Below are 12,613 nucleotides of genomic sequence, written 5' to 3'. Positions count from 1 at the left end.
AGCTATACCGGGAAGCGGCGACTGACCAGGCGCCAGGTGAACTCCAGGGCAGTCGCCGCCACCACCGCCATCCCCACCGCCGCCCACGGCATGACCGAGCCCACCAGCTTCAGCGCGAAGAACTCCTGCAGCCACGGCACTGTCAGCACGATCAGGAATGCCGCGCCCATCGCCGCGACCAGGATGATCCGCCACCAGGTGTAGGGGCGGGCGATGATCGCGAGGACCCACATCGAGACCAGGAAGAGCGTGAGCGTCGCCGCGCTGGTCTCCGCGTTCAGCGCACCCGGACCCGTGTAGTAGTGCCGGGCGATCAGATACGTCACGAACGTGGCGATGGCCGCGATGACGCCGGACGGGGCCGAGTACCGCATGACTCTGCGGACGAAGTGCGGCTGAGCCCGCTCCTTGTTGGGCGCGAGGGCCAGGAAGAACGCCGGGATGCCGATCGTCAGCGTCGACAGCAGGGTCAGATGCCGGGGCAGGAACGGGTACTCGACCTGGAAGCAGACCACCAGGATCGCCAGCAGCACCGAGTAGACGGTCTTCGTCAGGAACAGGGTGGCGACCCGGGTGATGTTGCCGATGACCCGGCGGCCCTCGGCGACCACCGACGGCAGGGTCGCGAAGCTGTTGTTGAGGAGCACGATCTGCGCCACCGCGCGCGTCGCCTCCGAGCCGGAGCCCATCGAGACCCCGATGTCGGCGTCCTTGAGCGCCAGCACGTCGTTGACCCCGTCGCCCGTCATCGCGACCGTGTGGCCGCGGGACTGGAGCGCGGCGACCATCTCCCGCTTCTGCTGCGGGGTGACCCGGCCGAAGACTGCGTTCTCCTCCATGGCCGTGGCCATGTCGTCCGGGTCCGTGGGCAGCCGGCGCGCGTCCAGGGTGCGTTCGGCGCCGGGCAGGCCGAGTTTGCTCGCGACTGCGCCGACCGAGACGGCGTTGTCCCCGGAGATGACCTTCGCGGCGACCCGCTGGTCGGCGAAGTAGCGCAGTGTCTGCCCGGCGTCCGGCCGCAGCCGCTGCTCCAGGACGATCAGCGCAGCCGGTTCGGCCCCGGCGGCGCTCTGCGGTCCTTCCAGCTCCCCCTGGGCTTGGGCCAGCAGCAGGACCCGCAGTCCCTGCTGGTTGAGCTGCTCGATCTCGCCGAGCGCCGGGTCGTGGCCCGGCAGCAGCACATCGGGTGCGCCGAGCAGCCAGCTCGACGCCCTTCCGCCGCCCTCGTCGAACGCGGCGCCGCTGTACTTGCGCGCCGAGGAGAACGGCAGCGCCTCCGTGCAGCGCCACGCCTCGCCGTTCGGGGACGGGTACGCGTCGATGATCGCCTGCAGGCTCGCATTGGGCCGCGGGTCGGACGCGCCGAGGTTGGCCAGCACCTGGCGTATGTACGGGTCGTCCGCACCGCCCAGTGCCCGCACCTCGGTGACGTCCATCCCGCCCTCGGTGAGCGTGCCGGTCTTGTCGAGGCAGACGACGTCGACCCGGGCGAGGCCCTCGATGGCGGGCAGCTCCTGCACCAGGCACTGCTTGCGGCCGAGCCGCACGACGCCGATCGCGAAGGCGACCGAGGTGAGCAGGACCAGGCCCTCCGGGATCATCGGGACGATGCCGCCGACGGTCCGGGCGATGGAGTCCTTGATGTTGCTGCTCTTGACGACGAGCTGGCTGATGATCAGGCCGATCGCGGTCGGCACCATCATCCAGGTGACGTACTTGAGGATCGTGCTGATCCCGCTGCGCAGCTCGGACTGGACGAGCGTGAAGCGGGAGGCCTCCTCGGCGAGCTGCGCGGCGTAGGCCTCGCGGCCGACTTTGGTGGCGGAGAACGCGCCGCCGCCCGCGACGACGAAGCTGCCGGACATCACCGGGTCGCCGGCCTGCTTCAGTACGGGGTCGGCCTCGCCGGTGAGCAGTGATTCGTCGATCTCCAGGTTGTCGGCCTCGGCGACCGTGCCGTCCACGACGACCTTGTCGCCGGGTCCGAGCTCGACCAGATCGCCGAGGACGAGCTCGGAGGTGGATATCTCGGCCGCGACCCCGTCGCGCCGGACCGTGGGTTTCGCCTCGCCGATGAGGGCGAGGCCGTCCAGGGTCTTCTTGGCACGCCACTCCTGGACGATGCCGATGCCCGTGTTGGCGATGATCACGTAGCCGAAGAGGCTGTCCTGGAGCGGCGCGACGAACAGCATGACCAGCCAGAGCACGCCGATGATCAGGTTGAACCGGGTGAGGACGTTGGCGCGGACGATCTCGCCGATGGAGCGGGACGAGCGGACGGGTACGTCGTTGACCTCGCCCCGGGCGATCCGCTCGGCCACCTCGGCGGCGGTCAGCCCGCTGGTGCGCACGGCCGGGGCCGGCAGCTCCACCGGGTGGACCGGGTCGAGTTCGGAACCGGCGTCGATGGGGGCCGGCCGGGGCCGGCGGGGTTCCTGCTTCCCGGAGGAGTCGAGTGCCCGCTGCGTCATGGTTCCGACGGTACGGGCGGAACGCCCGATTCACCCGCCGGGGATCCGAAGATCGGACCGGAGGAGGAGGGGGTGCGGTCCGGGGCGTCAGGGAAGTCGGGGGTTGTCCCTGACTTTCGTCATGATTGCGCGGCAGGAACGTGCGGCGGTGGCTTGACCGGCGGCTTGCGCCGGTGGCGTCAGTGGCTGCTGTCGGCCGTTCCGGCCTTGGTGGCGGCTGCCCGCTTGAGTGCCGCGTCGCGCCCCCGCACGTACCAGATGCCGATCAGCCCGAGTCCCGCACCGGCCAGGCACGTCCACACCCACCAGGTGTGCCCGTGGTCGTCGAACCAGCCGTAGAACGGGAGCTGGACGAGGAAGAGGACGAACCAGAGGATCGTTCCGCCGGTGATGGTGGCGACGACGGGCCCCTCCAGGGGCTCGGGTGCCTCGTGTGTCGGTGTCCACTTCGCCATGGGGTCAGTGTATGCGGCTCGTATGTAAAGCCCGTCGGGCCAGTCGGGCCAAGGGTCTACGCGCGGAGATAGCGATCTTCGCCTTATGTATTCATACTGAATCCGCTTACGGCTGTCTCGATTTATTCGTGCAAAAGTCCAAAGCTGATCACTTTTCTCCCCCCTCTCTACGCACGACTGAGGTCATACATGTCCCCCTCGGCCACCGCTTCGGTCGACTCCAGGCAGCCCATAGCTCCACAGCCGCACGGCGGCCTGGACCGTTTCTTCAAGATCTCCGAGCGGGGGTCGTCGGTCGCGCGCGAGGTCCGCGGCGGATTCGCCACGTTCTTCGCGATGGCGTACATCATCGTGCTGAACCCGATCATCCTCGGCAGCGCGAAGGACATGTACGGGCACCAGCTCGACGGCGGCCAGCTGGTCACCGCCACCGTGCTGACCGCCGCGTTCTCCACGCTGCTGATGGGCGTCATCGGCAATGTGCCGATCGCGCTGGCCGCCGGTCTCGGCGTCAACACCGTCGTCGCCCTGCAGCTCGCCCCCCGGATGAGCTGGCCGGACGCGATGGGCATGGTCGTCCTCGCGGGCATCGTCGTCATGCTGCTCGTCGCGACCGGGTTGCGTGAACGCGTGATGAACGCGGCACCGAAGTCGCTCCGCAAGGGCATCGCGATCGGTATCGGCCTCTTCATCCTGCTGATCGGGCTGGTCGACTCCGGCTTCGTCTCCCGCATCCCGGACGCCGCGCACACCACCGTGCCGCTTCAGCTCGGCAGCGACGGCCACCTCAATGGCTGGCCGGTCCTGGTCTTCATCCTCGGCGCGCTGCTCACTCTCGCGCTGATCGTCCGCAAGGTGCCGGGCGCGATCCTGATCTCGATCGTCGCGATGACGATCGTCGCGCTGGTCATCGACGCTATCGCCGATCTGCCGGGTGAGGCGTGGGGCCTGACCGTCCCGCAGTGGCCGGGCAACCCGGTCGCCACCCCCGACTTCGGGCTGATCGGCAAGGTCAGTCTGTTCGGCGGCTTCGACAAGGTCGGTGCGCTCACCGGCATTCTGTTCGTCTTCACCGTGCTGCTGTCCTGCTTCTTCGACGCGATGGGCACCATCCTCGGTGTCGGCGACGAGGCCAAGCTGATGGACAAGGACGGCAACCTCCCCGGTATCAACAAGGTGCTGTTCGTGGACGGCATCGCGGTCGCCGCGGGCGGTGCGAGCTCCTCCTCCGCCAGTACCTGCTTCGTGGAGTCCACTGCGGGCGTCGGAGAGGGTGCCCGCACCGGCTTCGCGAGCGTGGTGACGGGTCTGCTGTTCACGGTGGCGCTGTTCCTGACGCCGCTGGCGACCATGGTTCCGTCGCAGGCGGCCACCCCGGCGCTGCTGGCGGTCGGCTTCCTGATCATCGCGGGGTCGGTGCGGGACATCGACTGGAGCGACTACACGCTCGCGATCCCGGCCTTCCTGGCCATGGTGATGATGCCGTTCACCTACTCGATCACCAACGGCATCGGCATCGGCTTCATCGCCTTCTCCGTGCTGCGGGTGGCGGCCGGTCGCCGGCGCGAGGTGCCGGTGGCCATGTACGTCGTGTCGGCGGTCTTCGTCTTCTACTACGCGATGCCGGCCCTCGGCCTGACGTCGTAACCCCTCACTCGTCACCCCTGCGGGGCGGATGGCCGGGCGCTTCGATTCACCCGGTCGTCCGCCCCGTAGAACTTTTCCGTCTCCTCGACGGCCGTTTTGAAGCGCTCGTCGAAATCGTCCCGGATGAGCGTCCTGACGACATAGTCCTGGACGCTCATTCCGCGTCTGGCGGCGTGCTGCCGGAGCCGGTCGAGCAGCTCACCGTCCATCCGCAGGCTGAGCACTGTCGATCCCATGGCAAGCAGGGATACGGCCTTTGAGGTCGTTTCGCGTCACTTTCCGGATCTGACTCACTCATTTGGGTGATCGATAGACCGCGCGTGTACCAGCCGAGTGGTCTTTAGGGTAGGTAATGAGTTACGCTAATAAACATGCCTGACCTGATCCACGACAGCGACAGTGCCGCCGCCGTGAGCTCCCTTCGTTCCGCCGTGATGCTGCTGGGCCGGCGCCTCAAACACCAGCGCGTCGACGAGTCGCTGAGCCCCACCGAGATGTCGGTGCTCGGCACACTCGCCCGCTGCGGTTCCGCCACCCCCGGTGAGCTGGCCCGCAAGGAGCATGTGCAGCCTCCGTCGATGACCCGCATCGTCGCGCTGCTCGAAGCCAAGGGACTGGTCAGACTGGAACCGCACCCCGATGACCGTCGCCAGAAGATGGTCAGCCAGACCGAGCAGGCCGAGGCCATGCTCGAGGAGAGCCGCTCCAAGCGGAATGCCTGGCTGGCCACCCTCGCCGAAGGCCTGGACGAGGACGAGTGGGAGACGCTGCGCAAGGCCGCACCCGTGCTGGAGAAGCTCGCCCACCTGTAGCGGTACGGGGGGTCCGCCGGGTCACAGTCGGCGCGCCGCCCGTACGGCCGCATCCCGTCGGTCCGCACGCAGCCCACGCCCGAGGAGGCGAACCCTTTTGAGTACGGGATCCGGAGCAGACTCCGCCCCCGCACCGACGTCCACCCACGAGAGCAAGCCCGGCGGGACCTTCTCGTCGCTGAAGATCCGCAACTACCGCCTGTTCGCCACGGGCGCCGTGATCTCCAACACCGGTACCTGGATGTCCCGCATCACGCAGGACTGGCTCGTTCTGAGCCTCACCGGGTCCGCCACCGCCGTCGGCATCACCACGGCCCTCCAGTTTCTTCCCATGCTGCTCTTCGGCCTGTACGGCGGCGTCATCGCCGACCGGCTCCCGAAGCGCAAGCTCCTCCTCGTCAGCCAGGCCGCGTTCGGCCTCTGCGGCCTCGCCCTCGCCGCCCTCACGCTCTCCGGCGTCGTCCAGGTGTGGCACGTCTACCTGATCGCCTTCCTGCTCGGCATGGTCACGGTCGTGGACAACCCGGCCCGCCAGTCCTTCGTCTCCGAGATGGTCGGTCCCGCCCAACTGCGCAACGCGGTCAGTCTGAATTCGGCCAACTTCCAGTCGGCCCGGCTGATCGGTCCCGCCGTCGCAGGTGTCCTGATCACGACGGTCGGCAGCGGCTGGGCCTTCATGTTCAACGGCCTGTCCTTCGCCGCCCCGCTCATCGGTCTGCTGCTGATGCGTACGAGCGAACTGCACAAGGCGGTCGTCGTGCCGCGCGCCAAGGGACAGCTGCGCGAGGGGCTGCGCTACGTCTCCGGCCGCCCCGAGCTGGTCTGGCCGATCGTCCTGGTCGGCTTCGTCGGCACGTTCGGCTTCAACTTCCCGATCTGGCTCACCGCCTTCGCGGACGAGATCTTCCACGGCGGCGCCGGGATGTACTCGTTCTTCAACATCCTCATGGCGGCCGGTTCGCTGGCCGGGGCCCTGCTCGCCGCCCGCCGCCGCTCCTCGCGGCTGCGGATGCTGGTGGCGGCGGGCACGGTGTTCGGTCTCCTGGAGATCATCGCGTCCCTGTCGCCGTCCGTCTGGCTCTTCGCGATCCTGCTGGTCCCGATCGGCATGATCGGCCTGACCACCAACATCAGTGCGAACACGAGCGTCCAGATGGCCGCCGACCCGGCCATGCGCGGCCGGGTGATGAGCCTGTACATGATGGTTTTCGCCGGGGGTACGCCGGTGGGCGCCCCGATCGTGGGCTGGATCAGCGACACGTACGGCGTCCGGACCGGCATGGCGGTCGGCGGCGCGTTCTCGATGTTCGCCGCACTCGGCGTCGGCTTCATGCTGGCCCGCGTCGGCGGCCTGCGCATCAAGGTCGACCTGCGGCCGGGTCACCCGCATGTGCGGTTCGTCCCCCGCGAACAGCTGGCGACGGCGGCCTGAGGACCGCTCGTACGCGACACGGCACGACCCCGACCGGTGGACACCGGCCGGGGCCGTTTCGTATGGACAACGCGATATGCGCGGCGACCGGGACAGGCCGGTACGGTGCGACACTCGGCCCATGAGCCGCATGAGACTCTTCGTCGCCGCCCTGCCGCCCGACTCCGCCATCGCGGAGCTCCGCCGCGCCGTCGCCCCACTGCACACCCTTCCGGGCGCCGGTGGCCTGCGCTGGACCGGCACCGACGCCTGGCACTTCACGCTCGCCTTCCTAGGGGTGGTCGACGACGGGCTGCTGCCCGATCTGTACGAGCGGCTGGAGCGCGCCGCCCACCGCACCGAGCGGTTCCCGCTGCGTATCCACCGCGGCGGCCGATTCGACGGCCATGTGCTGTGGGCCGGGGCCTCGGGCGGCCTCGACACGCTGAGGCTCCTCGCCGAGCGAGCCGACGCGGCGGCCCGCCGCGCCGGCGTCCCGATGGACGAGCACCGCCGCTACACCCCGCACCTGACCCTCGCCCGCAGTCGCACCGAGGCGGACCTGCACCCCTATCTGGAGGCCCTGGACACCTTCGAGGGCACACCGTGGGAGGTCGGCGAGATCGCTCTCGTACGCAGCAATCTGCCGATCGCCGGGGTGCCGGGGGAGCAGCCGCGGTACGAGGTGGTGGCCTCCTGGCCGCTGGGGCACTGAGCGGTGCGGTTACGCTCGACGGGTGGACCCGAAGACCAGAAACCGCATCATGGCCGCCGTGCTCGTACTGATGTTCGCCATTGTCGCCGTGACAGCCGCGGTCGGAGGCTGAGACGCTGACACCGGCTCCCGTCAGGCGAGCGCCAGGGCCCGAGCCGTCTCCTTCACGAACGCCTCGGGGTTGTCCAGCATGATGTTGTGCTCGCACTCCGGGACAGGTACGACCCGCACCCCGCCCGCGACCAGACCGTCCTCGTCGGGCAGCGGCCCGTCGCCCTCCGGCCGCAGGTATGTGCGCGGAATCTTCAGCTCCAGCAGCTGCTCGCGCATGGTGGGCGTCGTTGCGCGCGCCAGCTGCACGGCGCTGCGGTGCAGCGCCTCCGGGCCCGAGAGCCGCATCGTCGACCACCAGTGGGGTCCCACCCGGTCGCGCACTTCGTGCATGCCCTGATCGAGGAACTCCTCCTCCGTGTACGCGGCGATGCCGCTGCTGCCGGGCCGCTGCCGCCCGGGTGCGACCGGGTCGAGGTTGGCGTCGATCAGGACGAGCCGCGCCACCAGCTCCGGGTGGCGTGCCGCGAGCACGATGGCCACCGAGCCGCCCATGCTGTGCGCGATCACGTCCGTGGCGTACGCATCGGCGGTCCTGAGCGCGACGGCGATCGCGTCGGCGTGCGCTTCGAGCGTGTAGTCGAAATCCGTGGGCCGGTCGCTGATGCCGAAACCGAGCATGTCCATGAGCAGTGAACGGCTGCCGGCGAGGAGCGGATGGACGGCGCTCACGGTGAAGTACGGGCCGGACGAGGCGCCGAGCCCATGCAGATAGACGCGGGTCCGTGTGCCGCTGCCGGGGATCTCCACCCACCGGATGCGCGCGCCGCCCGCTGTCACCTGTGCGTTCTTCATGTCTCCCGCTCCCCTCCGGCCATGAAATTATCGGCGAGACCATATATCGGTGCCGATGTATAACGCGAGGAGGGAGGATGCTCAGATGCTGGAACTGGCCATCCTGGGATTTCTTCCTCCGCCACCTGCAGGCACCCGCCGAGCAGGCGGACGTGCTGCGGCAGGCCGGCGTTCCTGCGGGAGCCGAGCAGTTTCTTCTACGACTACGGCTCGGGGGCGAGCGCCCGCTCGGCGCGGAGGCCTTCGACGACCCGTTCCGACGAGGCGTCCTCACGCTCGCCCGCGTGGCGAGCGAGGCGGAACTGGGCTGGCCGGCAACGACGCTGAAGGATCTCGAAACCCGCTGAGACCGCCCGATGGGCCCTTGCTTCGAGCGGACTCGAAGGCGTTGGCTTGGTGCCCATGAAGTACACGCAGCTCGGACGCACCGGACTTGAGGTCAGCCGACTCGTCCTCGGCACCATGAACTTCGGTCCGCAGACCAATGAGGCCGACAGCCACGCGATCATGGACGCCGCGCTGGACGCGGGCGTCAACTTTTTCGACACTGCCAATCAGCCCTTGAGGGTGCCACCCGTTGGAACGGATGACACCCCCTGCCTGCGAGTCGTTCCTCGACTACCAGGCGAACGCTTCCGGTGACGGCCCCGGTCCCGGGAAGATCTCGTCGAGCCCGGTGAGCACTTCCTCGCTCAGCTCCAACTCGACGGCCCGCAACGCGCTTTCGAGCTGCTCCTTCGTCCTCGGTCCGACGATCGGCCCGGTCACACCCGGCCGCGTGAGCAGCCACGCGAGCGCGGCCTCGCCCGGCTCCAGACCGTGCTTGTCGAGCAGGTTCTCGTACGCCTGGACCTGCTCGCGCACCTCGGTGTTCTTCAGCGCCTCCGCCGACCGCCCGGCGGCCCGCCGCTTGCCCTCGGTCTCCTTCTTGATGACCCCGCCGAGCAGACCACCGTGCAGCGGCGACCACGGGATGACCCCGAGCCCGTACTCCTGCGCGGCCGGGATGACCTCCATCTCGGCGCGGCGCTCGGCCAGGTTGTAGAGGCACTGCTCGGTGACGAGCCCGACCATTCCCTTCCGGGCGGCGATCTCGTTCGCCTGCGCGATCTTGTACCCGGGGAAGTTCGACGACCCCGCGTACAGGATCTTCCCCTCCTTGATCAGTACGTCGATGGCCTGCCAGATCTCCTCGAACGGCGTCAGCCGGTCGATGTGGTGGAACTGGTAGACGTCGATGTAGTCCGTCTGCAGCCGCTTCAGCGACGCCTCGACGGCCCGCTTGATGTTGAGCGCGGACAACCGGTCATGATTCGGCCAGGGCTCGCCGTCGCCGGCCATCCCGCCGTACACCTTGGTGGCGAGAACGGTCTTGTCGCGGCGCTCACCGCCCTTCGCGAACCAGGTACCGATGATTTCCTCGGTGCGGCCCTTGTTCTCGCCCCACCCATACACATTCGCTGTGTCTACGAAGTTCAGACCTGCGTCGAGGGCGGCATCGAGAATGCCGTGACTGGTCGGTTCGTCGGTCTGCGGGCCGAAGTTCATCGTCCCCAGCACGAGTCGGCTGACCTTGAGTCCGGTACGTCCCAGCTGTGTGTACTTCATGGTGCACAAGCCAACTGCTTCGAGCTCACTCCAAGCAAGGGCTGGACGCTCGGTCGCTCCGGTTTATGCGACAGCGCGCATAGTCGCGAGTGTGCATAGACGGTCCGTCTGGTCCTCCGTACCGTCGTGTCATGGGTCCAACCAGGGCTGCTACCCAGGGGGTTACGGATGTCGGAACGTGCACGGCTCACCCGTCTTACCGGTAATGATCCCGACGAGTGCGGGCAGGGCGACTGTCCGAACGTCTACCGCACCGAGAAGGGGACGTTCGTGGTCCAGGGCGACGTCTTCGACGGCTTCACCCCGCCCAGCGGGGAAGGGCTGGTGGAGATCCCCGAAGAGATCCTGAGGGAGGCCGTTCGTGCTCTTGGCTGGTGAGGCGTGGCAGGCGAAGTTCCAGACCTTCCAGAAGGAGGCGTGGCGACTGGAGACACGGCCCGTCTACCGCGTGCCGCAGGAGGCGGAAGAGTTCGGCCGCTTCCTTTCCGGGGAGCGCTTTCCCGGCCCGTACGAGGACGACTGGACGGCGCTCATCCGTAAGCACCGGGAAGCAGGTGGGTCGATCGGGCGCGTGCACATCGTGACGCGTCCGCTCTCGGATTACCTGCGCTTCGAGTTCGAGCGGTACTACCGCCATCAGGCGTCCGTGGGGGAGGGCATCCGCATTCTCGACGTGACGGACCGGGAGAACCCCTTGCCGGATGTGGATGACTTCTGGATGTTCGACCGCTCCACGGTCGTCCTCATGAAGTACGAGGAGGACGGGACGCAGATCGAACGGGAGCTGCACGAGGGGGACGTGGCCCCCTTCCTCGAATACCAGCGCATCGCGATCGCGGAGTCTGTTCCCTTTCTGGAGTACGTGACTGCGTGACGTTCGAGCCCGAGCAGTTCGGCCAGTCCTCCCAGGAACTTGCCGCGATGCTGCGGAAGCTGCGTAAACAGGCCGGTCTCTCCGGGGACCGGCTTGCCGCGCGCTGCAACATGTCCCAGTCCAAGGTGAGCCGGATTGAGAACGGCAGGGTGCGCCCTTCCCTGGTGGACATAGAGCGCATCCATACGGCTCTCGACGCTCCGGCACCTCTGGTGGCGGAGGTATCGGCGCTGGCTCGTATTGCTGCCACGGAGTGGCAGGACGCGCGGGGGATGCGCCGGAAGGGGCTGGACAAGAAACAGCTTGAGTTGGCCGGTCTCGAATCGTCCTCTACTGAGTTCCGGTTCTTCCTGTTGTCGATGCTCACGGCACTGCTCTCGACGCCGGAGTACATCCGGGCCAGCCTTGCCCATATCTCCGGTGACCACGGCAAGGCGATGGCGAGGAAGCTGGAGCGGCAGGAGGTTCTCTACGACCGCACGAAGCGGGTTCACGTTCGTGCTCACTGAGCAATCCGTACGTTCTCCGTTCCTCCCAGCCGGCGCTATGGCCGTACAGATCGACCGGCTCGTTTCCCTGTCTCGCCTGCCGAATCTGCGTATCGGTGTTCTGCCCTTGGACACGAGATTTCCGGGGTGCCCGTTGAACACGTTCACGGTCTATGACGAACGGCTGGCCACGGTCGAGACGACGGCCGGTGTGATGGTCTTCCGAGACCCCCGGGATATCCGGATGTACCTCGATGAGTTCGCCGGGTACGACGAACGCGCTCTCTTCGGCGAAGACGCGCGCGAGCGGCTGAGCGAATGGGCCGCTGCCTTCCGTTCCTGATCTTTAGTCCAATGCGTGATTGAACCTCGAACCCACCCCGTGAGCGGGCAATGATTCCGTGCCATCGCTGAAGTGCGGGGAGGCATTCGAGATGAGCAGAACGAAGACGACCATGTCGAGTCCGGTGTACCTGTCCTTGCCCCTGAATCCGCCCGACCCTGCGCCGGGCTGCGGGGTGTGCACGGCTCTGGTCGCGCAGCATCAGGCGGCACGGGACCGGGGCGACCTGTCGGCGGCAACGGATGCGGACGTGGAGATCCGCAACCATCCGCACCGGACACGGGGGAACTGGTGAGCCGGTCGGTGCTGCGCTACGTGGAGCACCGGATCACTCAGCACCCGGAGACGGACGTGACGTTCGAAGCGGAGTGTCTGGCGTTTCCCTGCGGGTGGACGGCGTCCGCGTCGGCGGACGGTGCGGCCGTGGATGTGGAGTGCATGAGTCACACCGGCCGGACGGGGCATCAGAGCTTCCGTCGGGTATGCACATCGTTCGCCCTGGTGGCGCGAGCGGAGTGACCAGAACGCCCGGAGTACCGAGAGACGGCGAGCACGACTTTCGCGGTACACCGGAAGGAGAGCGGTCGAGCGACACGCGCCCCTATGTCGGCCTCTGTCGGCTTCCCCCGAGCCGGCAGGGGTCGGCATCGCTCGAACCTGCGTACGCGCCTCACAGGGCGCTGAGCGCCCCCGAAGAGTCCGGAGTGCAGCCCCCGTTGAGGAAGAAGCGCAGAGGCCCCCGGAGTGGAATCCAGGGGCCCGTCTGCATCTGGCTGTGCGCCTGTCTCAGAGCCTGTCGGGTGGCTGATCATGCGTGAAGCGTGACGGTCGTGATCTGCCCTCCGGGCATGGCGACGGCCCCGGAATGATCACGTGGTGTGTG

12 protein-coding genes and 3 pseudogenes are annotated in these 12,613 nt (G+C 67.9%); 10 read left to right on the top strand and 5 right to left on the bottom strand.

What is annotated here, in order from left to right; translation table 11 throughout:
• Positions 1–2: 2 nt before the first annotated feature.
• Entirely contained in the window at positions 3–2,471 is a 2,469-nt protein-coding gene (locus tag ABZV38_RS26675; protein ID WP_356330962.1) for an HAD-IC family P-type ATPase, read from the bottom strand.
• 179 nt (positions 2,472–2,650) lie between these two features.
• Positions 2,651–2,926: a DUF2530 domain-containing protein gene (locus ABZV38_RS26670; protein ID WP_356330960.1), complete on the bottom strand. Its 276-nt coding sequence runs from the start codon at positions 2,924–2,926 to the stop codon at positions 2,651–2,653.
• A gap of 189 nt (positions 2,927–3,115) precedes the next feature.
• Here ABZV38_RS26670 and ABZV38_RS26665 point away from each other — a divergent pair, with 189 nt between their 5' ends.
• Positions 3,116–4,573, top strand: a complete 1,458-nt coding sequence (locus tag ABZV38_RS26665; RefSeq protein ID WP_356330959.1) for an NCS2 family permease — start codon at positions 3,116–3,118, stop codon at positions 4,571–4,573.
• An 11-nt stretch (positions 4,574–4,584) separates the two neighbouring features.
• Here the strand turns inward: ABZV38_RS26665 and ABZV38_RS26660 are convergent, their stop codons facing one another.
• Positions 4,585–4,809, bottom strand: a complete 225-nt coding sequence (locus ABZV38_RS26660; RefSeq protein WP_356330957.1) for a ribbon-helix-helix protein, CopG family — start codon at positions 4,807–4,809, stop codon at positions 4,585–4,587.
• A 135-nt stretch (positions 4,810–4,944) separates the two neighbouring features.
• On the opposite strand from ABZV38_RS26660, the gene ABZV38_RS26655 reads away from it, so the two are divergent.
• The 3 genes from ABZV38_RS26655 (at position 4,945) to thpR (ending at position 7,511) form a co-directional block, all read left to right on the top strand.
• Positions 4,945–5,385 (top strand): MarR family transcriptional regulator, encoded by a 441-nt coding sequence (locus tag ABZV38_RS26655; protein ID WP_356330955.1) that lies wholly within the window; start codon positions 4,945–4,947, stop codon positions 5,383–5,385.
• Between the two features lie 97 nt (positions 5,386–5,482).
• The gene (locus ABZV38_RS26650) at positions 5,483–6,817 is read left to right on the top strand and encodes an MFS transporter (protein ID WP_356330953.1); all 1,335 of its coding nucleotides are present in this window, start codon (positions 5,483–5,485) and stop codon (positions 6,815–6,817) included.
• Between the two features lie 130 nt (positions 6,818–6,947).
• Complete coding sequence (gene thpR / locus ABZV38_RS26645) at positions 6,948–7,511, top strand: RNA 2',3'-cyclic phosphodiesterase (protein WP_356331022.1); 564 nt, start codon at positions 6,948–6,950, stop codon at positions 7,509–7,511.
• Positions 7,512–7,643: 132 nt separating this feature from the next.
• Here thpR and ABZV38_RS26640 read toward each other — a convergent pair whose 3' ends face one another.
• Positions 7,644–8,417 (bottom strand): alpha/beta hydrolase, encoded by a 774-nt coding sequence (locus ABZV38_RS26640; RefSeq protein ID WP_356330951.1) that lies wholly within the window; start codon positions 8,415–8,417, stop codon positions 7,644–7,646.
• 113 nt (positions 8,418–8,530) lie between these two features.
• On the opposite strand from ABZV38_RS26640, the pseudogene ABZV38_RS26635 reads away from it, so the two are divergent.
• Both ABZV38_RS26635 and ABZV38_RS26630 read left to right on the top strand, forming a co-directional pair.
• Positions 8,531–8,764: pseudogene (locus ABZV38_RS26635) on the top strand (PadR family transcriptional regulator); the annotation flags it as partial.
• Positions 8,765–8,819: 55 nt separating this feature from the next.
• Positions 8,820–8,972: pseudogene (locus tag ABZV38_RS26630) on the top strand (aldo/keto reductase); the annotation flags it as partial.
• Between the two features lie 63 nt (positions 8,973–9,035).
• Here the strand turns inward: ABZV38_RS26630 and ABZV38_RS26625 are convergent.
• A complete protein-coding gene (locus ABZV38_RS26625) occupies positions 9,036–10,025 on the bottom strand; it encodes an aldo/keto reductase (RefSeq protein WP_356330949.1) in 990 nt (329 codons plus the stop codon).
• A 168-nt stretch (positions 10,026–10,193) separates the two neighbouring features.
• Here ABZV38_RS26625 and ABZV38_RS26620 point away from each other — a divergent pair, with 168 nt between their 5' ends.
• The 4 genes and pseudogenes from ABZV38_RS26620 (at position 10,194) to ABZV38_RS26605 (ending at position 12,025) form a co-directional block, all read left to right on the top strand.
• The gene (locus tag ABZV38_RS26620; protein ID WP_356330947.1) at positions 10,194–10,403 is read left to right on the top strand and encodes a hypothetical protein; all 210 of its coding nucleotides are present in this window, start codon (positions 10,194–10,196) and stop codon (positions 10,401–10,403) included.
• Positions 10,387–10,899: a DUF6879 family protein gene (locus tag ABZV38_RS26615; RefSeq protein ID WP_356330946.1), complete on the top strand. Its 513-nt coding sequence runs from the start codon at positions 10,387–10,389 to the stop codon at positions 10,897–10,899. The genes ABZV38_RS26620 and ABZV38_RS26615 overlap by 17 nt, the downstream gene beginning before the upstream one ends.
• A pseudogene (locus ABZV38_RS26610) lies at positions 10,896–11,730 on the top strand (helix-turn-helix transcriptional regulator). Before ABZV38_RS26615 ends, ABZV38_RS26610 begins: the two are co-directional and overlap by 4 nt.
• Positions 11,731–11,821: 91 nt before the next feature.
• Positions 11,822–12,025: a hypothetical protein gene (locus ABZV38_RS26605; RefSeq protein WP_356330944.1), complete on the top strand. Its 204-nt coding sequence runs from the start codon at positions 11,822–11,824 to the stop codon at positions 12,023–12,025.
• Positions 12,026–12,613 lie beyond the last annotated feature (588 nt).

Origin of the sequence: Streptomyces sp. NPDC005181 (assembly GCF_040608395.1) — a bacterium.
GTDB lineage: Bacteria > Actinomycetota > Actinomycetes > Streptomycetales > Streptomycetaceae > Streptomyces.
This window is presented reverse-complemented; position numbering and strand designations above follow the sequence as displayed.